We start from the raw sequence: 22,172 nt of genomic DNA, 5'->3' as shown, positions 1-22,172 counted from the left end.
GCCAGGGATCGACGACCTCGACGCCGGTGTCGGCGAAGTCCTCGGTGTTTCGGGTGGCGAGTGCGGCGACCTGCCGAGCCTGTCCCGGCCGGCCACCAGCCGGCTGTCCGGGCAGAAGGAAAGGCAAGGAGTCGTCTGCTCCCTGCCACTTTCAACGTATATCGCACCCCGGGTCTTGCGGCAAGCCCCCGGTGCTGCTGAAGAATCCCCCTCCGACGCCGTGACCTGGCGAAATCGAACGGGGGATTCCGTGATCGACGTGATCGACGTGATCGTCGTGGGCGGTGGGCCGACCGGCCTGATGCTGGCCGCCGAGTTGCGGCTGCACGGCGTGCGGGTGGTCGTCCTGGAGCGGGACGCGGAGCCGACCAGCGTCGTCCGCTCGCTCGGCATGCACGTGCGCAGCATCGAGCTGCTGGACCAGCGCGGTCTGCTGGATCGTTTCCTCTCCGTCGGGCAGAAGTTCCAGCGCGGTGGCTATTTCGCCGGCATCGCGAAGGAGTGGCCGCAACGGATGGACACCGCGCACAGCTACATCCTCGGCGTCCCGCAGCCGGTCACCGAGCGGCTGCTGGCCGAGCACGCCACCGAGGCCGGCGCCGAGATCCGGCGGGGGAGCGACCTGGTCGGGCTGAGCCAGGACCAGGACGGGGTGACCGCCGAGCTGGCCGACGGCACCCGGTTGCGGTCGCGGTGGCTCGTCGGCTGCGACGGCGGTCGCAGCACCGTGCGCAAGCTGCTGGGCGTCGGCTTTCCGGGGGAGCCCAGCAGGTCCGAGACGCTGCTGGGCGTGATGGAGCTGACCGCGCCGGCGGACGAGGTGGTCGCCGTGATGACCGAGGTACGCAAGACGCAACTGCGGTTCGGCGTCGGGCCGGTCGGGGACGGCGACGGGCTGTACCGGGTGGTCGTACCGGCGGCGGGGGTGGCGGAGGACCGCGCGGTCCCGCCGACCATCGAGGAGTTCCGGCAGCAGTTGCGGGCGACCGCCGGCACCGACTTCGGGGTGCACTCGCCGCGCTGGCTGTCCCGCTTCGGTGACGCCACCCGCCTCGCCGAGCGCTACCGGGTCGACCGGGTGCTGCTGGCCGGCGACGCGGCGCACGTCCACCCGCCACTGGGCGGGCAGGGGCTCAACCTCGGGCTCCAGGACGCGTTCAACCTGGGCTGGAAGCTGGCCGCGCAGGTCGGCGGGCGGGCGCCGGCGGGGCTGCTGGACACGTACGAGGCCGAGCGGCGGCCGGTGGCGGCGGACGTGCTCGACAACACCCGCGCGCAGACGGAGCTGATGTCCCTGGAACCGGGCCCGCAGGCGGTACGAAGGCTGCTGGCGGAGCTGATGGCCTTCGAGGAGGTGAACCGCCACCTCATCGAGAAGATCACCGCGATCTCGGTCCGGTACGACCTCGGTGACGGACACGACCTGCTCGGCCGGCGACTGCGCGACCTGAAGCTGGCGCGGGGGAACCTGTACGGCCTGATGCACTCCGGTCGCGGGCTGCTGCTGGACCGGACGGGCGCGCTCTCGGTGGCGGGCTGGGCGGACCGGGTCGACCACGTCGTCGACGCCGGCGCGGAGCTGGACGTGCCCGCCCTGCTGCTGCGGCCGGACGGGCACGTCGCGTGGGCCGGCGACGACCAGCGAGACCTGGCCGCCGGGCTGTCCCGGTGGTTCGGACCCGCCGGCTGACCCTCCCGCCCCGCCCCCGCCGGCCCCGCCCCCGGCGTAGCCTCAGCGGCTCGTCTGGCGTGGGTGGAACGCCATGGGTGTCAAAACGAGCCGGAGAGACCCATGGCGTTCCACTCGTGGGCTGGCTGGAGCGCGAGTGGAACAGCATGGGTGTCTGAGGCGCGCGGAGGCACCCATGCTGTTGACGCCGGCGTGACGGCCGCTCGGTGTCAGGTCGCGGTGGTCACCCGCACCGGCATCTGCATCTCGGTGACCCACAGGTCGAGGTCGGGCGGGCAGTCCAGGTAGACCTCGCGGGCGAAGCCCGGCTCGACCGCGCGGTGGCCGTTGTCGTCGATCCAGGTGGCGAGCTTCTGTCCGGTCCGGAACGCCTCCGACATCGGGCCGTGGTGCAGCGCGGTCGCCGCGTACTCCACGGGCGGGAGCGTGACCACCTCGAACCCGGCGGCGGGGGACACCTCGGCCGATCCGACCGGGACCGCCGCGTGCACCCGGATCGTTTCGTCGCCCGGCTCGACCGGCGCCGGTTCGTACCAGGCGATCGGCGCGCCGGTGACGGCCACCCGGTGCCGTTTCAGCAGCTCCATCAGACGAGGGTAGAGCGGGCTGAGGTTCTCGGTGATCGACGTCGGGTGGTCGTAGCCGGCGGCGGTGCCGGACAACTGCGCCACCCGGATCGCCGCGATGCTCTTCAGGACGACGTCTCCGGTCTCCATGTGTCCCTCGCTCTCGATCATGCGGAGTCGCGCGTCGACCTGGGCCAGGCGGGCGGTGTCCTGCCGCATGCGCGCGGCCAGCTCGGCCCGGCGCAGGCGCAGCATGCCGCGCAGCTCGGCGGGATCCACCTTCTCGTCGATCAGTGTCTGCACCTCGTGCAGGCTGAAGCCCAGGTCCTTCAGGGCGGTCGCCCGGTTGAGCAGGCGCAGTTGCAGCGCGGTGTAGAAGCGGTAGCCGCTGTGCGGGTCGACGTGGGCGGGACGCAACAGGCCGATGGCGTCGTAGTGGCGCAGCATGCGCACCGACACCCGGCCCAGGCCGGCGAACTCTCCGATACTGAACATGGTCCCCCCAGCCTCGGCCCTGACACCGTGTGAGGGTCAAGCATCGCGGTCAGGTGACGTCGCGGCGTAGCGGAAGGAGCACCGCGAGCGCCGAGGCGGTCGCCGCGTACGCGGCGAGGACGAGGGCGCCGGCCGCCGGTGGGAGGAGGGGGACGGCGGCGGTGCCGAGCTGATCGGACATGGCGTCGGTGAGGTAGGTGAAGTCGGTCAGCGCGGCGGTCGCGCCGCCGGGCAGGACCGGGTAGAGCAGGTTGACCCCGGGGATCATCATGAGCACCGGCTCGCCCAGGTACAGGTAGCCGACCACGACGCCCACCGCGGCGACCTGGTGGCGGACCAGGGCGCCCACGCCGACGCCGATCAGCAGGTACACCGCCATCGCGACGCCGATCCGGGCGAGCAGCGCCAGCACGGTGGTGGTCGGCAGCCCGAGCGGGACGTCGCGGGCGGCGGCGACGGCGAACAGCGCCACCGCGGCGGTGCCGGCGAGCACGAGCCCGTACGCCAGGCCGACGACCGTGTACGCGGCGAGTTTGGCGGCCAGCACCCGGCCCCGGCGTGGCGCGAACAGGAAGGTGACGGCGGCGGTGCCGTGCCGGTACTCGGAGGTGACCGCGAGCGTACCGGCGGCGGCCGGCACGAACGCGGTGTAGCCGAGGATGCCGAGCACGGCACGGAGGCCGGCCTCGGTGTCCAGCCCGGGCAGTGGCGGGTCGAAGTTCTCCGGGCCCACGAGTGCCATCGCACCGAGCATGCCGCCGCCCAGCAGGGCGGCGGTGAGCAGCAGCCCGCGCCACATCCGGGTGGCCAGCAGCCGGCGGAACTCCGCGGTGATCAGCAGGCTCATCGGGTGGTCACCTCGTCCGTGGTCAGGCGCAGGAAGAGTTGTTCGAGTCCGGTGTGTTCGGTGACCAGCTCGTGGACCCGCAGCCGGTGGGCGGCCGCGTGGTCGGCGACGCCAGGGGCGTCCCACCCGTGCACCCGGAGCCGGCCGGCTCCGACGGTCTCCACCCGGGGGACCGGGCCGGGGCCGACGGTCAGGGTGGCGGCGAGGGCTTCGGCGTCGGGGGAGGTGACCAGGACAGCCGGTGGGCCGGCGAGTCGGGCCAACGGCCCGGCGGCGACGAGTGCGCCGCGCCGGATCACCACCACGTCGTCCACCAACTGCTGGATCTCGCTGAGCACGTGGCTGGAGACCAGCACGGTGCGGCCCTCGTCGGCGAGCCGGCGCAGCAGGGTGCGCAGCCACGCCATGCCTTCCGGGTCGAGCCCGTTGCCGGGCTCGTCCAGCAGCAGGACGCGGGGGTCACCGAGCAGGGCGGTGGCGAGGTTCAGCCGTTGTCGCATGCCGGTGGAGAATCCGCGGGTCCGTCGGTCGGCGGCCTCGGTCAGGCCGAGCAGGTCGAGCACCTCGGCGACCCGGCCGTCCGGGTGACCGCCCAGCGCGGCGTAGACGTGCAGGTGGTCCCGGGCGGTGTGTCCGGGGTGGAACGCGTTGCCGCCGAAGACCGCGCCGACGGTCCGCGACGGGTGGCTCAGCCGGCCGTACGGCCGCCCGCCGATCGTGGCCGTGCCGCCGGTGGGCGACACCAGCCCGGTCACCATGCGCATCGTCGTGGTCTTGCCGGCGCCGTTGGGCCCGAGGAATCCGGTGACCGCGCCGGGCTCCACGGTGAAGCTCAGGTCGCGTACGGCGGTGATGTCGCCGTAGCGCTTGGTCAGGTGCGACACCTCGATCGCGAGGCGGTCGCCGGTCATGCGCCGGCCGCCGTCGCCCGCCCGATCGCCTCCGCGAGCGCCGGCCCGGCGGGCGTGGAGAGCACCACCTCGTCGAACTCGCCGCCGGCCGTCGACCGGTCGAGCACCAGGTGCAGTCCGGGTTCGCCCCGGCGGGCCGCGACGAGTTGGCGGGGACCGCCGAACAGGCCCCAGACGCCGATCTTGGCGAAGCCGGAGACGGCGTATCCCCGGCGGGCGCCGCGGGCCAGCCGGATCGGGTCGGGAACTCCGGCGGCGTGCCGGACCGCGCCGGTGGGCACCGCGAATCGCTCCCGTCCGGTCCAGAGCCGTTCCCAGCCGCTGAACCGGATGTCGATCAGGTGGCCGGTCACCGTCACCGTTGCCATCAGTTCTCCCCCGTCGTCGTGGAGCCGTCGCCCGGCTCCGGTTGCCGTTCGTCGTGGTCGGTGGGCGTCGGCCGGTCGGCAGGCATCAGGACGGTCGCCAGCAGTCGCGGTGTCCGCCCGTCGCCTCGTTCGTTGCTCAGCAGCGGCCCGACCAGCGCGTTGAAGCCGGCCGCGAACTCGCCCAGCTCGGCGTCGGTCAGGTGCAGCACGAGTTGCTGGTAGCCGACGCCGTCAGCGACGAGGTCGAGCCGCTCCCGGCTGAGATAGCGGGAGAACTCGGACAGCAGGCTCGACACGAAAGCCGTGAAGTAGCGGGCGTGCTCCTCCGGGGTGGCCGTGGCCAGCGCCGAGGCGTCGAGCGTCGCGCCGTGGGCGGGCAGCGCGTACACCCGTTCGGCGGTGCCGCGGACCCGGCGCTGTTCCACGACGTCGAGCAGCCCGGTCCGGACCAGCAGCGCCAAGTGCCGGTAGAGCGTCGCCTGGGGGATGTCGGGCAGCAGTTCGACCAGGTCGTGCGTGGTCAGCCGGGACCCGGCGACCGCGCGCAGGATCCGGATCCGCACCGGATGCAGCGCGGTCTCGGCCCAACGCTCCCGCGACATCTCCACGGCGGAACGTTATCACTATCGAGAATGATAATGAAAGTGAGGTGGTCAGCCGCCGCTGCGGTAGAACCGTCGCGCGCCCGGGTGCAGCGGGATGGGGTCGGTCAGCGCCGCGCTGGCCCGGGTGAAGTTCGCCGCCTCCGGATGCACCTGCACCAGCTCGCCCTGCCAGGTGAACAGCACCCGGGTCAGGTCGTACGCGAGCTGGTCAGGCATGTCCGCGGCCACCAGGATCACGTTCGCCACCGTGATGGTCGGCGTCGGCGCGGGCGTGCCGTAGACCTCCTTCGGCAGCAGCGCGGTGGTGTAGACCGAGCCGTAGCGGGCGCCCAGCGGCTCGATCAGCTCGGTCAGCGGCAGCAGCCGGAACTTCCCGGGCGCGGCCGAGAGCAGGTCCTTCACGCCCGGGGTGGGCAGCCCGCCGGAGAAGAACATGGCGTCCAGGGTGTTCGCCCGCATCCGCTTGACGGTCTCCGGCAACGACAGGTTGAACCGCTGGATGCCCCGGTCGGGGTCGATGCCGGCGGCGGTGAGCAGCCGCCCGGCGATGATGTCCGTGCCGGAGCGCGGGGAGCCGGTGGAGACCCGCTTGCCGCGCAGGTCGGCGAAGCTGCCGATCTTGCCGTCGGCCCGGACGATCACGTGGGTGTAGTTGCTGTACACCCGGGCCAGCGCCCGCACCGGCTGCGGCTGCTTGTCGAAGACGCCCCGCCCGTTGACCGCGTCCGCGGCGGTGTCGGCCAGGCTGAACGCGATCTCCATGTCGCCGCTCGCCACCCGGATGATGTTCTCCACCGACGCGCCGGTCGGCTCCGCCCGCGCCTCGTAGCCGGGCAGGTGCCGGCTGATCAGGTCGGCGTACCCGCCGCCGAGCTGGTAGTAGACGCCCGTGGTGTTGCCGGTGGCCAGGAAGATCCGCCCGCCGTGCCAGGCCGGCGCGTCGGTGTCGCCGGCGCCGCAGCCGGCCACCAGCACGACCGACAGCAGCGCCGCCACCAGTCGCGCCGGGCGGCCGGTCACTGCCGGACCGCCGGTTCCAGCGCCTCCGCCACCCGCTGCACCAGCGTCGCCGTCTCGTAGCCGATCTGGCCCAGGTCGCAGCCGGGCGCGGCGAGCACGCCGAGCAGCGCCCGCTCGCCGACCGCCATCACCAGCAGCACGCCGCCGTCCATGTCCACGATCTGCTGGCGTACCCGACCGGCCGACATCAATCGGGCCGCGCCGACGGTCAGGCTGGCCAGCCCGCTGATCACGGCGGCGAGCTGGTCGACCTGGTCGGCGGAGAGGTCGGGGGAGGAGGCCAGGCGCAGCCCGTCCTCGGAGACCGCGAGCGCGTGCGAGACGTCCGGGACCTGCTCGGCGAAGTTCGCCAGGAGCCAGTCGAGTCCGGCGGTGACGGGTGTGGTCATGACGTTCTCCCGGTCGGTGTGGTGGGGTTCGGGGCACGACGCGTCGCGCTGGCCACGCCCTCGGCGAGGGCGGACAGGCGGGCGCGTACCACCTCGGGGTCGAGCAGGTCGGCCGCCGGCGGCGGCGTGGTGGTGCTGGGCATCGGCGCGGGCAGGTGCCCGCCCCTCGTCCGGCGCGGCAGCCCCGCGCCGGTGGTCGCCACCGGCGCGGGCGGCGCGCTCGTCGGGCGGATGCGCGCCGTGCTCGGCGCCAGCAGGGCGTTGCCGGGTGGGCGTACCGTGGCGACCCCGCGCGCGCCCGGCGGGCGCCCGGCGATCGGCGCGGCGGTGACCAGGCCGTGCGGGCCGGTCGGATGCGACGTCCCCGGCGCGGCGCCGGGCTTGAACCACGGCGCGGCGGACCCGTGCGCCGGCCGGCGCGCGGCGGCCGGCCGACGGGTCACCGACTCGACCCGGGTCAGCGCCGACTCGGGCACCTCCACCTGCGCCACCGTGCCGTCGCCGGCATGGTGCAACTGCACCCGGATCCCGTGCCGGGCGGCGAGGTGGGCCACCACGTGCAGGCCCATGCTGCCGGCGGCCGCGCTGGACAGCGTGGCCGGCGCGGCGAGCCGTTGGTTGATCTCGGCCAGCCGGCTGTCGCTGATGCCGATGCCCTGGTCGTGCACGCGCAGCACGAGGCCGTCGACGGTCCGCCGCCCGTCCACCAGCACCCGCGAGTCCGGCGGCGAGTAGACGGTGGCGTTCTCCAGCAACTCGGCCAGCAGGTGCACCAGGTTGCCGGCGGCCGCGCCGTGCACCGCGGCGGACGGCAGGTCGATCTCCACCCGGGGGTAGTCCTCGATCTCCGAGGCCGCCGCCCGCGCCACGTCGTCGAGGAGCAACGCTCCCTCGTGCCCCCGGCCGGGCTCCCCGCCGGCGAGGACCAGCAGGTTCTCGCCGTTGCGGCGCAGCCGGGCAGCCAGGTGGTCCAGGGCGAAGAGCCGCGCCAGCGCGTCCGGGTCGGTCTCCTCGCGTTCGAAGTCGTCCAGCAGTCGGAGCTGCCGGGTGATCAGCGTCCGGATGCGGCGGGCCAGCGCCTCGGCCATCCGGGTGACGTCCAGGCGCAGCTCGGCCTGCTGACCGGCCAGCCGCAGCGCCGCCCGGTTGACCGTGTCGAACGCCTCGGCGACCTGCGCCACCTCGTCCTGGCCCCGCCGGATCCCGTCGGTCGTCCGGGTCGCCGGACCGTCCACCGGCGCCCCCTCGCCGGACGCGATCGCGGTGATCCGTTCCGGCAGCTCCCGGTTCGCCATGGTGAGCGCCGCCACCCGCAACCGGCGCAGCCGGCGGCTGGTGCGGACCGCCAGCAGCACGGCGGTGACCAGCGAGCCGAGCGCGACGGTGCTCGTCGCGCCGGCGGTCACCAGCGCGCGCAGCCGGGCCGTCCCGGCCAGTTCGGCGGCGTCGGCGTCCAGGTCGTCGGAGAGTTCCCGGCCCAGCAGGTTGTACCGGCGGATGGTGCCGCTCTGCGCCACATACCAGGCGTCGCCGTCGGTGCGCAGCGACTCCGGCTCGCCGTCGGTGTCGAGCACCGCGTCGCGCATCCGGCGGGCCGCCGTGACGTCGGTGCCGTCGACCACCCGGTACCAGGCGTCGTTCGCCGGACCGGAGGCGATCCGGAGGAACTCGGCCTGCCGTTGCTCCCGGGCGCCCCGGAGCCGGCCCAGCCGGGCCAGCTCGCCCCGTTCCAGCGCGCCCCGGACGAACACCGCGCGCAGCAGGTCGCGCTCCAGCGCGGAGAGGTGTTCCTGGGCGGCCACCGCGGCGACCTCGCGGGCCTCGTTGGCCAGGCGTGCGTCGCGGAGCTGGCTGGGCAGCGCGTCGGCGACCGCGAGCAGCGACTCGACCAGGGAGCCGTACGCCGGGTCGCCGCGGTCCCCGGTCAACGCCAGCGCGCGGGTCGGGGTGAGCTGGTCGAGGTGACCGTCCGCGTCGTCGAGCACCCGGGCCAGGTCGGGCGCGGTGCGGCGGGCCTCGCCGCCGGCCGAGCGGTAACGGTCGACGGCGCCGTCCACCCGGCGTCGCTGGGCGTCGACGAGCGGACGGCCGGCGTTGCCGCCGCGCTGGCGCAGCGCCGCCGTCTCGCCCAGTTCGCGTTCCAGCTCGTGCACCAGCCGGACGGTGGCGGTGGCGGTGCCGGCGAGCACCCGGGCCCGGCCGGCGTCCGTGGACGCGTCCAGCGCCGCGCCGGTCTGCGCCGCGCCGAGCACCACCAGGCCGGCGGTGGCCACCAGGATCGGCGCGAGCAACTGCACCCGGACCGACCGGAGTCGCCCGGCCCGGTCGGCGGAACGGTGGTGCCGACGTACGCGGGTGGGGTGGGGCAGCGGCACGGGGGTCTCCGGGTCGGGTGTGGGTGGGCCGGGCCCGGACGCGGTCCGGGCCCGGCCGGTCGGTCAGCTCGCGCCGAGGTCGGTGAGCGCCCGGTCCGCGCCCCGGTGCAGCGGCACCGGATCGGTCTTGCGGGCGTTGCCCAGCTCGATGCCCTTGGCGGCCGGGTTCGCCTGGGCCAGCACGTCCTTGCGGTCGAAGACGGTCCGGGTGATCGCGCAGGCCACGTCCGCGTCGAGGTTGTCGCGCACCAGCAGCACGTTCGGCACCACGATGGTGGGCACGTCGGCGGGCGTGGAGTAGACGTCCTTGCCGATGGTGCCGGCCTGGTACGCCGGGTTCAGCTCGGCCATCTTCGGCAGCAGCGCGCCGAGGTCGAGGAACGTCACCTTGCCGCCGGCGGTGGTGAGCAGGTCGGTGACCCCGCCGGTCGGGATGCCCCCGGACCAGAAGAAGCCGTCGATGCTGCCGTCCTTCATGCCATCGACGGTCTTGGTCAGGTCGAGCCGCTGCGCCTGGATGTCCTTGGCCGGGTCCAGCCCGGCGGCGGTGAGCAGTCGGTTGGCGATGACCTCGGTGCCGGACTTGGGCGAGCCGGTGGAGATCTTCTTGCCCTTCATGCCGGCGACCGAGGTGATCCCCGAGTCGGCCCGCACCACCACCTGGGTGTAGTTGTCGTAGATCCGGGCCAGCGCCTTAACCGGCTGCGGCGAGCTGAAGCTGCCCTTGCCCTGCACCGCGTTGACCGCGGTGTCGAACAGCGAGAACGCCACGTCGTACTGGCCGGCGACGAGCTGCTCGACGTTCTGCACGGAGGCGCCGGTCTCGGCGGCCGTTCCGGTGAGCTTGCCGTCGCTGGTCTTGGCCAGCTCACCGGCGAGCGCGTTGCCGACCACGTAGTAGACCCCGGTGGCGTTGCCGGTGGCGATGCCGACCCGGGTGTCCTTGGTGACCTTGCAGGTGATGTCCTTGGCGGCGTCGTCGGTCGCCGCGCCGTCCTGCCGGCCCCCGCATCCGCCGGCGCCGGCGGCGACCAGGGCCAACGCCCCGACGCCGGCGGCTATTCGCGTGTCGATCCTTCTCACTCTCGGTCCTCCCCAGGGTTGACGGACTCCACAGCCGACGGGCGGCCGGCGCCGCGTCGGACGTACACGCCCGCGACGGCCAGCGCGGCGAGCGCCACGCCGATCGTCACGGGCAGCGGTTCCAGCCAGAGCAGCACCAGCCCGGCGACCGCGCCGAGCAGCCGTTCCGGCATTCCGGCCGGCCCGACGCCGGGTAGCCAGCCGCCGGCCGCGACGGCCAGCACGGCGACGCCGAGCGCGGAGACCAGCCCGGCCGACGCGATCCGTCCCGGCCCGCCGATGCCGAGCAGGCCGAGGCCGGTCGGTGTGACCACGAAGGCGAGCGGGATGAGGTACGCCGGCAGCGCGTACCGCAGGGTCTGCCACATGGTCGGCACCAGCCGGCCGCCGGTGACCGCCGCGGCGGCGACCGCGGCCAGCGCGGTCGGCGGGGACACCTCGGACAGCACCGCGAAGTAGAAGACGAACATGGCGGCGGCGGGGGCGGCGACGCCCAGGTGTAGCAGCGCCGGCCCGATGATCACCCAGCCGATCACGAAGGATGCGGTGACCGGCACCGCGAGGCCGAGCAGGCTGAGCGCGACGGCGGCGAGCACGGCGGTGAGCGCCAGCACCACCGCCGGTTCCGAGCTGACCGCCTGCGCGCCGCTGACCAGCAGCGCGGCGGCCTGCGGGCCGAGGCCGGTCTTGGTGGTGGTGGCGGTGATGATGCCGGCCGCGGCGCACACCGCGCTCACCGCCAGCACGCCGCGTACGCCGTCGCGCAGTGCCGCGACCAGCCGGGCCGGGGTGAGCCGGTGCCGCCGGTCCAGGAAGGACAGCGCGGCGGCGAGCACGGTGGCGATCACCACCGCCCGCATCGCCGAGGCGCCCAGCGCCAGCACCACGATGATCACGGCGAGGGAGAGGAAGTGGTAGCCGAAGCGGGCCAGCAGCCGCCAGGCCGAGCCGGTGTCGACCACCACCGGCCGTACGCCGGAGCGGCGGGCGTCGATCTCGACGGAGAGCAGGATGCCGAGGTAGTAGAGGACGGTCGGCACGGTGGCCCAGCCGAGCACCTGGAGGTAGGACACGCCCAGGTATTCGGCGATGATGAACGCGGCGGCGCCGAGCGTCGGCGGGGAGAGGATCGCGCCGACCCCGGCGGCGGCGAGCATGCCGCCGGCCCGCTCGGCCGGGTAGCCGGCGCGGCGCAGGATCGGCCAGGTCACCGCGCCGATGCTGACCGTGGTCGCGGCCCCGGAGCCGGAGACGGTGCCGAGCAGGAAGCCGGAGGCGACGGCGGTGCGGCCGGCGGCGGTGCGGGAGCGGCGGAACGCGGCGGCGGAGAGTTCCACGAAGAACCGGCCGGCGCCGGAGAGGTCGAGCACCGCGCCGTAGACGGTGAACAGCACGATGTAGGTGGCGGCCACGTCGAGCGGGGTGCCGTAGAAGCCGCTGTCGGAGTTGTAGAACGCGTCGACGAGCTGGCCGAAGTCCAGGCCGGCGTGCGCCACCGGCCACGCCTGCGGGAGCAGCCCGCCGTAGTAGCCGTAGCCGAGAAACAGCAGGCACACGGCGGGAAGGATCCAGCCGGTGGCGCGCCGGCACGCCTCCAGCAGCAGGAGCAGCAGCCCGGTGCCGAACGCGACGTCCATCGGGTCGAGCAGGCCCTGCCGGTCGAGGAACGCGTCGTAACCCCCGCCGCCCGCGCCGAGCGCGAACGGCAGCACCGGGTAGAGGCAGACCACGAGCGCGGCGGCGGCCAGCACCCAGTCGAGCACCGTCGGCCCGGCCCGCTCCGCCGTGCGTCGCCGCACCCCCGAGGGGTACGCCAGGAAGACCGTCGGCAGTACGCCGGCGAGGAAGAGGACGAGGTAGTACTTGCTGCCCTGCGACAACGGGAAGAACACCTGCCGCAGCGCCAGCAGTGCGACCGCGACGGTGATTCCGGTGAAGAGCGTGCCGACCGGCCCGGTGAGCGTCCGGCCCGGTTTCTCCTCCTCGAATCGGGCGGCGAGTTCGCGGGTGTCCGGGTGGGCCGGGTCCCGGTCCGGGCGGTGGGTCTCGCCCGGCCCGTCGTCCGCCCACGCCGGGTCGGTGGTGTCGCCCGCGTCCGGCGGGAGCGGCACCTCGGCAGCGTCCACTTCGGACCCGTCGGGCTCGCCGGCGGGCGGCCGGGGTGACGGGGGAGTGGCGTCGGAGGGGCGAACGGGTGGCACGAGGGGGCACGATACGCGAATGGCGGACACGTTGGGAACATTGCCAATCGTGATTGCAATGAGTGACGGAATGGTCTTTCGCTCACTCACCGCACACCGTTCTTGAATCGATTTCGCAATTACCCCGACGCAAAGCCGAACCGCTCTTCGCCCATCGCTCCACTATGGTGAGTTAGGCCCGCTTCTAACGATGGAACGGGTCGGTTACGGAACGTAATGGCGATCACGCACCGTGCAGGCCCGGAGAGGTGTCGGACGCTGCGGTTAGGGTCGGCGGGTGACCATCGGGCAACCACTCATCCAGGCGCGCGGGCTGGTGAAGCGGTTCGGCGACTTCACCGCCGTCGACGGCATCGACGTGGAGGTGCGCCGGGGGGAGGCGTTCGGGTTCCTCGGCCCCAACGGCGCGGGCAAGTCCTCCACCATGCGCATGATCGGCTGCATCTCCCCGCCGTCCGGCGGTGAGCTGCGCATCCTCGGGCTCGACCCGGTGCGCGACGGCCCGGCCGTGCGGGCCCGGCTCGGCGTCTGCCCGCAGCTCGACAGCCTCGACCCGGAGCTGACCGTCCGGGAGAACCTGACGACCTACGCGCGCTACTTCGGCATCCCGCGTCGGGTGGCCCGGGAGCGCGCCGCCGAGCTGCTCGACTTCGTCCAGCTCACCGAGCGGGCCGACAGCAAGGTCGACCCGCTGTCCGGCGGCATGAAACGGCGGCTGACCATCGCCCGCGCGCTCGTCAACGAGCCGGAGATCGTGCTGCTCGACGAGCCCACCACCGGCCTCGACCCGCAGGCCCGGCACCTGGTCTGGGAGCGGCTGTTCCGGCTCAAGCGGCAGGGCGTCACGCTGGTCCTGACCACCCACTACATGGACGAGGCGGAGCAGCTCTGCGACCGCCTGGTGGTGATGGACGGCGGCCGGATCGTCGCCGAGGGCTCGCCCCGGGCGCTCATCGAGCGGCACGCCACCCGCGAGGTGGTGGAGCTGCGCTTCGCCGGCGACTCGCAGGAGGCGTTCGCCGGCAAGCTCGACGGGCTGGGCGAGCGGGTCGAGGTGCTGCCCGACCGCATCCTGCTCTACGTCTCCGACGGCGACGCCGCCGTGGCCGAGGTGTCCGCGCGCGGCCTGGACCCGGTCGGCGTGCTGGTCCGGCGGGGCAGCCTGGAGGACGTCTTCCTGCACCTCACCGGCCGCACCCTGGTCGACTGAGGCACGCGCCGGCCGTTCTAGCGGCGCCGGGCCCAGAGGACGAAGCGTTCAGCCAGGTGCCCCGGTGCGGTGTCCGGCCGTCCGGCGGTCAGGTCGGCGGTGGCCTCGCACAGCAGCGTCCCGAGATGGATCAGCAACGCGGTCCGGTCCTCGCGAAACTCACCGAGCAGCGCCAGCCGGGCCGGCGAGCACGGCCACGCGGCGCCGCAGACCCGGCAGCGCCAGGACGGGCGCGCCGCGACGTGGGGGCGATAGCGGGGCATCAGCGCGTGCCCTCCTCGGTCGGGGTGCGTCGGGGGAGCGTCGCCATGGTGAGCCTCCGTGGTGGCGGGGATGGGGGCGTCGGCGGACCTCGTCGTGCGCCGACGCCCCCGGCCTGGTTCCGCCCGCCGTCCGATCCCGGGAGCGGTTCCGCTGCGTGACAGTCTGGTGACGGCGCGACTACGGTGGGAGGTCCGGCGCGGCGACGACCAGCGCGTGCGGCGACCGGCCCGCGGGTGTACCGAGGACGTACGGAGGCTGTCCGTGGAACTGTCGTCCATGCTGGAGCACTTCGCGGAGGAGCTGCGGCTGGCCCGCGCCGCCGGCGGCATGTCGCAGACCGCGCTTGCCGAGGCGCTCACCTACTCGGGCGCGCTGGTGGCCAAGGTGGAGACCTGCGAGCGCCGCCCGAGCCTGGACTTCGCCCGCCGCTGCGACGCCGTGTTCGGCGCCGACGGCCGCTTCGAGCGCATCCAGCGGCGGATCGGCCGGGAGACCATGGTGCCGTGGTTCCGCGACTGGCCCGGCATCGAGGCGGAGGCGACCGCGCTGCGCTGGTTCGAGCCGATCTGCGTGCCGGGCCTGCTCCAGACCGAGGGCTACGCCCGCGCGCTGCTTTCCGGCAGCGGCCTGTTCCCGCCGGACGAGGTGGAGCAGCAGGTGGCGACCCGGCTGGACCGCCAGCCGGTGCTGACCCGGGAGCGGCCTCCGCTGCTCACGTTCGTCGTCGACGAGCACGTGCTGCGCCGCAGCGTCGGCGGGCCGGAGGTGATGCGCGAGCAGGTGTGCCACCTGGTGAAGGTCGGCTCGACGCTGCCCCGGACGAGAATCCACGTCGTGCCGTTGACCGCCGGGGCCTACCCTGGCATGAACGGCCCGTTCGTGATCGCCACCCCGCCGCACGGCGAGGACGTGGTCTACCAGGAGGGCCAGCTCCACGCCCAGGTGATCGACCGCGCCGACCACGTGCGGCAGATGGTCGAGGTGTGGGAGTCGATCCGCGGTGAGGCACTATCGCACCAGCAGTCCCTCGAACTCGTGACGGAAGTGGCGGAGACATGGACCTGAACGGCGTCCGGTGGCGCAAGAGCAGCCGCAGCAACGGCCAGGGTGGAGCCTGCGTGGAGGTGGCGGGCGACCTGCCCGGAGTGGTCGCGGTGCGCGACTCCAAGGACCCGGCCGGCCCGGTGCTGGCCTTCGATTCCGACGCCTGGCGCGCGTTCGTCACCGGGGTCGCCCCGCGCTGACCGGAGCCGCTCCGCCGAGGGGGCGGCCCGCCACCTCGGCGGGCCGGCGCGGATCACGCTCGCGCCTGTCGTACCCGGGGAGTAGGAAGGTCGACGGGGGTGGTGCGGGTGACGACCGTTCGGGCCGTGGCGCGGGTGCCGGCGACGGCGGTGCTGGCGCACTACCTGGTCGGCTACCGGCGCACCTGGCGGGCGGGCGTCTTCTCGTCGTTCCTGCTGCCGGTGCTCACCGTGGTCGGGTTCGGCTTCGGCGTCGGGGCCTACGTCGACCAGGGCGTCGACGGCGTGCGCTACCTGTGGTGGCTGGTGCCCGGCCTGATCGCCTCGACCGCGTTCCAGGTCGCCGTCGCCGAGTCGACCTGGCCGGTGCACAGCAACTTCAAGTGGATCCGCACCTACCACGCCCAGGTGGCCGCGCCGCTGCGCACCGGTGACATCGTGGCCGGTCACCTGGCCTTCGTGCTGTTCCGGGTGGTCACCAGCACGGTGGCGTTCCTGCTGGTGACCGCGCTGTTCGGGGCGCTGCGGTCGCCCTGGGCGCCGGCGGTGGCGCCGATCGCCCTGCTGCTCGGCCTGGCGGTCGCCGCGCCGGTCTTCGCGTTCAGCGCGCGGGTGCCCAGCGACAGCTACCTCGCCCTGCTGTTCCGGTTCGCGGTGATCCCGATGACGCTCTTCTCCGGGGTGTTCTTCCCGGTCGAGTCGATGCCTGCCGCGCTGCGGCCGGTCGCCTGGGCGACGCCGCTCTGGCACGGCGTCGACCTGTGCCGGGCCGCCACCCTGGGCGTGGCGCCGCAGTGGTCGGTCACCGGCCACGTGCTCTACCTGGCCGCCTGGGCCGGCATCGGCTGGTGGCTGGCGCTGCGGGCGTTCCGTCGTCAACTCGTCGTCTAGGGAAGGGGTCTCGTGGTCGCTCTCCTCATGCCCCGGCTGGCCGGCGTCACCGGGGCGCGGCGCTCGGCGGCGGTGGCCGAGCGCAACCTCACCGCGCTGCGCAGCGCCTACTGGCTGGTGCTGGTCTCCGGCTTCGTGGAGCCGGTGCTCTACCTGCTGTCGATAGGCATCGGCGTGGGCGCGCTGGTCGGCGACCTGACGCTGCCCGGCGGCCGGGTGGTGTCCTACGCGGCGTTCGTCGCGCCGGCCATGCTCGCCTCGTCGGCGATGAGCGGCGCGCTGTCCGAGACCACCTTCAACTTCTTCGGCAAGATGAAATACATGAAGCTGTACGACGGGGTGATCGCGACCCCGGTACGGCCGTTCGAGATCGCCCTCGGCGAGTTGGGCTGGGCGATGGCCCGTGGGTCGCTCTACTCCGCCGCGTTCCTGCTGATCATGGTGGCGCTGGACCTGACCACCGTGGCCAGGGCGCTCGTCGCGTTCCCGGCGGCGGTGCTCGTCGGGTTCGCGTTCGGCGCGCTCGGCATGACCGTCGCCACGCTGCTGCGCAGTTGGCAGGATTTCGACCTGATGGGCTCGGCCCAGTTCACGCTCTTCCTGTTCTCCGGCACCTTCGTGCCCGCCGAGGCCTATCCGGCGGTGCTGCGCTGGCTTGTCGAGCTGACCCCGCTCTACCGCTCGGTGCACCTGATCCGGGGCGTCTGCGTGGGTGGGTCCGGCTGGTCCTGGCTGCTCGACGTGGGCTACCTGGTGGCGCTGACCGGCGTGATGTTGGCGCTGGCGTCCCGGCGGATGGCCAGGTTGCTCTACCCCTAGCGGGGGTTACCCGGCCCGACCTCGGGGCAAGTCGTGCAGTGACGACACGACGACGAGGGAGGTGTGATGGCCGGCGACGAGTCTCCCGTCCGGGACGAGCGCGACCGCACCGAGCCGGTGGGGCCGGACGACGGGCCGGACAGCCCGACCGAGCTTTCGGGTCCGGGCTGGGTGGCCACGCTGAAGCGGACCGTCCGGGAGTTCCAGGACGACAGCCTGACCGACTGGGCCGCCGCGCTCACCTACTACGGGGTGCTCTCCATCTTCCCCGGCGTGCTGGTGCTGATCTCCCTGCTCGGGCTGCTCGGCGAGCGGGCCACCCAGGGCGTGCAGGACACGGTCAACCAGGTGGTGCCCGAGGACAACATCCGCAAGATCATCGAGAGCGCGATCACCCAGGCCGGCGACTCCGGCGGGCTGGCCAGCGTCGCGGCGGTGATCGGTCTGGTCGCCGCGTTCTGGTCCGCGTCGGGCTACATCGCCGCGTTCATGCGCGCCTCGAACAGCATCTACGACGTGCCCGAGGGGCGGCCGATCTGGAAGACGCTGCCGATCCGGCTCGGCGTGACCGCGGTGATCGGCGTGCTGCTGCTGATCAGCGCCGTGATCGTGGTGTTCACCGGCGGGCTGGCCGAGCAGGCCGGCAACGCGATCGGGCTCGGCTCGACGGCGGTCACGGTGTGGAACATCGCCAAGTGGCCGGTGCTGCTGGTGATCGTCAGCCTGATGTTCGCGATCCTCTACTGGGCCTCGCCCAACGCCAGGCACGGCGGCTTCCGCTGGGTCAGCCCGGGCGGGATCCTCGCGGTGGTGCTCTGGCTTGTGGTGTCCGGCCTGTTCGCGCTCTACGTGAGCAACTTCGGGTCCTACAACAAGACGTACGGCGCGGTGGCCGGCGTGATCATCTTCCTGGTCTGGCTCTGGCTGAGCAACATCGCCATCCTGCTCGGCGCCGAGTTCGACGCCGAGTTGGAGCGCAGCCGGGCGATCGCCGCCGGGCTCCCCGAGGACAAGGAGCCCTACGTCGAGCTGCGCGACGACCGCAAGCTGCGCAAGAAGCGCAACGCCCCCAGCCCCCGCTGACCCGACTCGCGCCGCCCCGCCCGGAAACCCGGGCGGGGCGGCGCGTTTTCATGATCCGGAACTCGCTTTTGTTCGTATGGACAAAAGTTTCCATCAGATGTGCCGAAGCTATGGACACGTGACCCGGAAGGCTCCTACTGTGTCGGACACAACACATCGCCATTGCGTCGATGTGAACGACTTCGATGCGGAGGTGACTGCCGGTGCGGACGGTCGACCCCCTGCACGTGCGGCTCCTGCGACTGCTCCGGGACGAGGGCGCGGTGTCCCGGGCCGAGCTGGGTGACCGGCTCCAGATGCCCCGCCCCCGGCTGCTCGCCGAGCTGGAGCGCCTGGTCGCGCTCGGCTACGTGGCCGAGGCCGGGCTGGCCGCCTCCCGGGGCGGGCGCCGCTCCACCCTTGTCGAGTTGAGCCCGCACCTGCGCTTCGCCTCGGTGGACCTGGGCGCCAGCTCGATAGACGTCGAGGTGGTCGACGGCCGCCTGGAGCCGGTGACCGCGTACACCGAACCGGCCGACATCCGCTCCGGCCCGAAGGTGACCCTGCAACGGGTCAACGACCTGCTGCACAAGGCCAAGGTCGACGGCGCCTACGAGCGGCTCGACGCGATCGGCATCGGCGTCCCCGGGCCGGTGAGCTTCCGCGACGGGGTACCGGTCTCCCCGCCGATCATGCCGGGCTGGGACCGCTTCCCGGTCCGCGAGCTGCTGACCCGCGAGCACGGCTGCCCGGCCGTGGTCGACAACGACGTCAACATCATGGCGATCGGCGAGCGGCACGGCGGCGTCGCCCACTCGGTCGACGACTTCCTCTTCATCAAGATCGGCACCGGCATCGGCTGCGGCATCTACCTGCACGGCGAGGTCTACCGGGGCACCGACGGCTGCGCCGGCGACATCGGCCACATCCAGGTCGACCCGAGCGGTCCGATGTGCTCCTGCGGCAACGTCGGCTGCCTGGAGGCGGTGTTCAGCGGCGCGGCGCTGGCCCGGGAGGCGACCGCCGCCGCCCGCGCCGAGGTGTCGCCGGCCCTGGTCGAGCGGCTCGCCGCGCGCGGCGCGGTCACCGCGCTGGACGTGGCGCAGGGTGCGATCGAGGGCGACGTCACCTGCATCCAGCTCATCCGCGACGGCGGCCGGCGGGTCGGCAGCGTGCTGGCCGGGCTGGTCAGCTTCACCAACCCGTCGATGATCGTGATCGGCGGCGGCCTGGCCCAGCTCGGCCACATCCTGCTCGCCGAGATCCGCAGCGTGGTCTACCGCCGCTCGCTGCCGCTGGCCACCGGCAACCTGCCTGTCGTCCTCTCCGAGCTGGGCCCACGCGCCGGCGTCGCCGGCGCGGCCGTGCTGGCCAGCGACGTCGCGTTCGGGGAAGCCGCCTGATGACATCCGAGGAGGTCGAGGTGACCGGGAAGGAAACGCCCGCCGTCGCGGGCGAGGTGGTGCTGCGCCTCACCGACGTCGTGAAGACGTTCCCCGGCGTACGCGCGCTGGACGGCGTTCAGCTTGAGGTGCGGGCCGGCGAGGTGCACTGCCTGCTCGGGCAGAACGGCGCCGGCAAGTCCACCCTGATCAAGGTGCTCGCCGGGGTGCACCGGCCGGACTCCGGCGAGGTGGTGTGGCGGGGCGAGCCGGCCGCGTTCGCCGACCCGCAGGCCGCCATGCGCGCCGGCATCGCCACCATCTACCAGGAACTCGACCTGGTCGACGACCTGTCGGTGGCGGAGAACGCGTTCCTCGGCCACGAGCCGCGCCGGCTCGGCTTCGTCAGGCGCGGGCAGATGGCCCGGCGTACCCGGCAGATCCTGGCCCGGCTCGGCCACGCGGAGATCCCGCCGGGGCGGTTGGTGCGGCACCTGCCGGCGGCCGGCAAGCAGATCGTCAGCATGGCCCGGGCGTTGTCCCACGAGGCCCGCCTGATCATCATGGACGAGCCGAGCGCGGTGCTGGCCCACGACGAGGTGGGCAACCTGTTCCGGATCATCCGGGAACTCACCGCGCAGGGCATCGCGGTCATCTACATCTCGCACCGGATGGAGGAGATCCGCGAGATCGGCGACCGGGTCACCGTACTCAAGGACGGCCGGACCACGGCGGCGAGCCTGCCGGCGCGCGACACCCCGACCCGCGACCTGGTCGCCCGGATGACCGGACGGACCATCGAGTACGTCTTCCCGCAGCGCCCGGCCGACGACGGCGCCGGCGCGGAGCTGCTGCGGGTGGACGGGCTGACCCGGCACGGCGAGTTCGCCGACGTGTCGCTCGGTGTCCGGGCCGGGGAGATCGTCGGCATCGCCGGGCTGGTCGGCTCCGGCCGCTCCGAGCTGCTGGAGACGATCTTCGGGGCCCGCCGGCCGCACGCCGGGACGGTCCGGCTCGACGGGAAGGCACTGCGCCCCGGCAGCGTGGGCGCGGCGGTGCGGGCCGGCGTGGGCATGGCCCCGGAGGAGCGCAAGAGCCAGGCGTTGCTGCTCGGCGAGCCGATCTACCGCAACGTCACGCTCGCCACCTTCGGCAGGTACGCCCGCCTCGGCTTCACCGACACCGGACGGGAGCGGGCCGAGGCGGACCGGGTCGCCGCGTCGCTGGAGCTGCGGCCCCGCGACGTCCGGCGGCCGGTGCGCACCCTCTCCGGGGGAAACCAGCAGAAGGTGGTGGTCGGCCGGTGGCTGCTGGGGGACACCCGGCTGCTGCTGCTCGACGAGCCGACCCGGGGTGTGGACGTGGGCGCCCGGGCCGAGCTGTACCAGGTCATCCGCGACCTGGCCGCCCGGGGCGTCGGGGTGCTGCTGGTCTCCAGCGAGGTGCCCGAGGTGCTCGGCCTGGCCGACCGGGTGCTGGTGATGCGGGAGGGCCGGGTGGTCCGGGAGGCCCCGGCCGGCGAACTCGACGAGAACACCGTGCTCGACCTCGTCATGGCGGGGTCCCTCATGGAAGGCGCACCGGCATGAGCGACGTGACCGACACGAAGCTTCCCGCACAGTCGCCGCCGGTCGACCGGGCGGAGACCGCCAAGGCCGACGCGGCGGCCCGGCTCTCCTGGTGGCGCGGCGACGGCGGGGAGGGCGCCAAGCGCAACCTCGGTCTGCTGGCCACGCTCGTGGTGCTTGTGGTCATCGGCATCCTGACCCGGCCCGACCTCTACGGCGACCCGAACTGGGTGTGGGGCAACACGCTCACCATCCTCAAGCTCGCCTCGGTGGTCGGCGTGGTCACCGTCGGCATGACCTTCGTGATCATCGGCGGCGGCATCGACCTGTCGGTCGGCGCGATCGTGGCGCTGGCCGGGGTCTGGTCCACCACGCTCGCCACCCAGAGCTACGGTGCCGGCGGCATGATCTTCAGCGCGCTCACCGTCGGGCTGGCCGTCGGCGTGGTCAACGGGCTGCTCGTCTCGTACGGGCGGCTGGTGCCGTTCATCGCCACGCTGGCCATGCTCGTCGCCGCCCGGGGGTTGGCCGCCGAGATCTCCGACAAGCAGACCCAGGTCTCCACCAGCTCGTTCATCAACGGCATCGCCACCACGAAGGTGCTCGGCATCCCGCTGCTGGTCTACATCCTCGTCGCGGTGGTCGGGGCCGGCTGGGTGCTGCTCAACCGGACCACGTTCGGCCGCCGCACGGTGGCGGTCGGCGGCAACCCGGAGGCGGCCCGGCTCGCCGGCATCAACGTCCGCCGGCATACCGTGCTGCTCTACGCGCTCTCCGGCCTCTGCTGCGGCATCGCCGCGGTCATGCTGACCGCGCAGGCCACCTCCGCCCAGGCGGCGATGGCAAACCTCTACGAGCTGGACGCGATCGCCGCCGCGATCATCGGCGGCACGCTGCTCAGCGGCGGGCGGGGCACCATCATCGGCTCCCTGCTCGGGGTGATCATCTTTTCCACGATCACCAACCTGTTCGCCATCAACAACCTCTCCGCCGAGGCCCAGAACATGGTCAAGGGCGGCATCATCGTCGCCGCCGTCCTGGTCCAGCAGGTGCAGTTCCGCAGCCTGACCCAGTTCCTCGCCCGCAACCGGGCCACCACCACCTGATCCCACCGCGCCACCAGGCCGCCGTCGATCCGACGCCGGCCCGGCCCACCGCACCCGAAATCACCCCCACCACCTC

At 73.3% G+C, this 22,172-nt stretch carries 21 protein-coding genes; 10 read left to right on the top strand and 11 right to left on the bottom strand.

Annotated elements, in window-relative coordinates; genetic code table 11:
* Positions 1 to 259: 259 nt before the first annotated feature.
* Positions 260 to 1,690 carry a rifampin monooxygenase gene (gene rox, locus ACIA5A_RS13845; RefSeq protein WP_396761204.1) on the top strand — a complete coding sequence of 477 codons (1,431 nt, stop codon included), beginning with the start codon at positions 260 to 262 and terminating at the stop codon, positions 1,688 to 1,690.
* Positions 1,691 to 1,899: 209 nt separating this feature from the next.
* Here the strand turns inward: rox and ACIA5A_RS13840 are convergent, their stop codons facing one another.
* The 10 genes from ACIA5A_RS13840 to ACIA5A_RS13795 form a co-directional block, all read right to left on the bottom strand.
* Entirely contained in the window at positions 1,900 to 2,751 is an 852-nt protein-coding gene (locus tag ACIA5A_RS13840) for a MerR family transcriptional regulator (RefSeq protein WP_396760913.1), read from the bottom strand.
* Between the two features lie 49 nt (positions 2,752 to 2,800).
* Positions 2,801 to 3,598: an ABC transporter permease gene (locus ACIA5A_RS13835; protein ID WP_396760910.1), complete on the bottom strand. Its 798-nt coding sequence runs from the start codon at positions 3,596 to 3,598 to the stop codon at positions 2,801 to 2,803.
* Positions 3,595 to 4,509 carry an ABC transporter ATP-binding protein gene (locus tag ACIA5A_RS13830; RefSeq protein ID WP_396760908.1) on the bottom strand — a complete coding sequence of 305 codons (915 nt, stop codon included), beginning with the start codon at positions 4,507 to 4,509 and terminating at the stop codon, positions 3,595 to 3,597. Before ACIA5A_RS13830 ends, ACIA5A_RS13835 begins: the two co-directional genes overlap by 4 nt.
* The gene (locus tag ACIA5A_RS13825) at positions 4,506 to 4,877 is read right to left on the bottom strand and encodes a hypothetical protein (protein WP_396760905.1); all 372 of its coding nucleotides are present in this window, start codon (positions 4,875 to 4,877) and stop codon (positions 4,506 to 4,508) included. Before ACIA5A_RS13825 ends, ACIA5A_RS13830 begins: the two co-directional genes overlap by 4 nt.
* Complete coding sequence (locus ACIA5A_RS13820) at positions 4,877 to 5,479, bottom strand: helix-turn-helix domain-containing protein (protein WP_396761201.1); 603 nt, start codon at positions 5,477 to 5,479, stop codon at positions 4,877 to 4,879. Before ACIA5A_RS13820 ends, ACIA5A_RS13825 begins: the two co-directional genes overlap by 1 nt.
* 51 nt (positions 5,480 to 5,530) lie before the next feature.
* The gene (locus tag ACIA5A_RS13815) at positions 5,531 to 6,502 is read right to left on the bottom strand and encodes a TAXI family TRAP transporter solute-binding subunit (protein ID WP_396760902.1); all 972 of its coding nucleotides are present in this window, start codon (positions 6,500 to 6,502) and stop codon (positions 5,531 to 5,533) included.
* Entirely contained in the window at positions 6,499 to 6,891 is a 393-nt protein-coding gene (locus ACIA5A_RS13810; protein WP_396760900.1) for a roadblock/LC7 domain-containing protein, read from the bottom strand. Before ACIA5A_RS13810 ends, ACIA5A_RS13815 begins: the two co-directional genes overlap by 4 nt.
* On the bottom strand, positions 6,888 to 9,266 hold the full coding sequence (locus tag ACIA5A_RS13805; protein WP_396760897.1) for a nitrate- and nitrite sensing domain-containing protein: 2,379 nt from the start codon (positions 9,264 to 9,266) through the stop codon (positions 6,888 to 6,890). The genes ACIA5A_RS13810 and ACIA5A_RS13805 overlap by 4 nt, the downstream gene beginning before the upstream one ends.
* A gap of 63 nt (positions 9,267 to 9,329) precedes the next feature.
* On the bottom strand, positions 9,330 to 10,349 hold the full coding sequence (locus ACIA5A_RS13800; protein ID WP_396760894.1) for a TAXI family TRAP transporter solute-binding subunit: 1,020 nt from the start codon (positions 10,347 to 10,349) through the stop codon (positions 9,330 to 9,332).
* Positions 10,346 to 12,475 carry a TRAP transporter permease gene (locus tag ACIA5A_RS13795; RefSeq protein ID WP_396760891.1) on the bottom strand — a complete coding sequence of 710 codons (2,130 nt, stop codon included), beginning with the start codon at positions 12,473 to 12,475 and terminating at the stop codon, positions 10,346 to 10,348. Before ACIA5A_RS13795 ends, ACIA5A_RS13800 begins: the two co-directional genes overlap by 4 nt.
* A gap of 352 nt (positions 12,476 to 12,827) precedes the next feature.
* Here ACIA5A_RS13795 and ACIA5A_RS13790 point away from each other — a divergent pair, with 352 nt between their 5' ends.
* The gene (locus ACIA5A_RS13790) at positions 12,828 to 13,760 is read left to right on the top strand and encodes an ABC transporter ATP-binding protein (RefSeq protein WP_396760888.1); all 933 of its coding nucleotides are present in this window, start codon (positions 12,828 to 12,830) and stop codon (positions 13,758 to 13,760) included.
* A 17-nt stretch (positions 13,761 to 13,777) separates the two neighbouring features.
* Here ACIA5A_RS13790 and ACIA5A_RS13785 read toward each other — a convergent pair whose 3' ends face one another.
* A complete protein-coding gene (locus ACIA5A_RS13785) occupies positions 13,778 to 14,023 on the bottom strand; it encodes a flavin reductase (protein WP_396760886.1) in 246 nt (81 codons plus the stop codon).
* A gap of 262 nt (positions 14,024 to 14,285) precedes the next feature.
* Between ACIA5A_RS13785 and ACIA5A_RS13780 the strand changes: the two genes are divergently transcribed.
* The 8 genes from ACIA5A_RS13780 to ACIA5A_RS13745 all read left to right on the top strand — a co-directional run bounded on the left by ACIA5A_RS13780 (position 14,286) and on the right by ACIA5A_RS13745 (position 22,096).
* Positions 14,286 to 15,089 (top strand): Scr1 family TA system antitoxin-like transcriptional regulator, encoded by an 804-nt coding sequence (locus ACIA5A_RS13780; RefSeq protein WP_396760884.1) that lies wholly within the window; start codon positions 14,286 to 14,288, stop codon positions 15,087 to 15,089.
* Entirely contained in the window at positions 15,080 to 15,268 is a 189-nt protein-coding gene (locus ACIA5A_RS13775; RefSeq protein WP_396760882.1) for a DUF397 domain-containing protein, read from the top strand. Before ACIA5A_RS13780 ends, ACIA5A_RS13775 begins: the two co-directional genes overlap by 10 nt.
* A gap of 108 nt (positions 15,269 to 15,376) precedes the next feature.
* The gene (locus ACIA5A_RS13770; protein ID WP_396760879.1) at positions 15,377 to 16,159 is read left to right on the top strand and encodes an ABC transporter permease; all 783 of its coding nucleotides are present in this window, start codon (positions 15,377 to 15,379) and stop codon (positions 16,157 to 16,159) included.
* A gap of 12 nt (positions 16,160 to 16,171) precedes the next feature.
* Positions 16,172 to 16,978, top strand: coding sequence for an ABC transporter permease (locus ACIA5A_RS13765; protein WP_396760876.1), 807 nt, complete (start codon positions 16,172 to 16,174; stop codon positions 16,976 to 16,978).
* A 66-nt stretch (positions 16,979 to 17,044) separates the two neighbouring features.
* Entirely contained in the window at positions 17,045 to 18,061 is a 1,017-nt protein-coding gene (locus tag ACIA5A_RS13760) for a YihY/virulence factor BrkB family protein (protein ID WP_396760873.1), read from the top strand.
* Positions 18,062 to 18,264: 203 nt separating this feature from the next.
* Positions 18,265 to 19,443: an ROK family protein gene (locus ACIA5A_RS13755; RefSeq protein ID WP_091071182.1), complete on the top strand. Its 1,179-nt coding sequence runs from the start codon at positions 18,265 to 18,267 to the stop codon at positions 19,441 to 19,443.
* A complete protein-coding gene (locus tag ACIA5A_RS13750; RefSeq protein WP_396760871.1) occupies positions 19,443 to 21,011 on the top strand; it encodes a sugar ABC transporter ATP-binding protein in 1,569 nt (522 codons plus the stop codon). Before ACIA5A_RS13755 ends, ACIA5A_RS13750 begins: the two co-directional genes overlap by 1 nt.
* Positions 21,008 to 22,096, top strand: coding sequence for an ABC transporter permease (locus ACIA5A_RS13745; protein WP_396760868.1), 1,089 nt, complete (start codon positions 21,008 to 21,010; stop codon positions 22,094 to 22,096). The genes ACIA5A_RS13750 and ACIA5A_RS13745 overlap by 4 nt, the downstream gene beginning before the upstream one ends.
* The last annotated feature ends 76 nt before the right edge of the window (positions 22,097 to 22,172 follow it).

It is taken from the genome of Micromonospora sp. NPDC051300 (assembly GCF_044455315.1).
In the GTDB taxonomy this organism is placed as follows: domain Bacteria; phylum Actinomycetota; class Actinomycetes; order Mycobacteriales; family Micromonosporaceae; genus Micromonospora; species Micromonospora robiginosa.
Note: the sequence above shows the minus strand (reverse complement) of the source record. Positions and strands in the feature narration are given on the sequence as shown.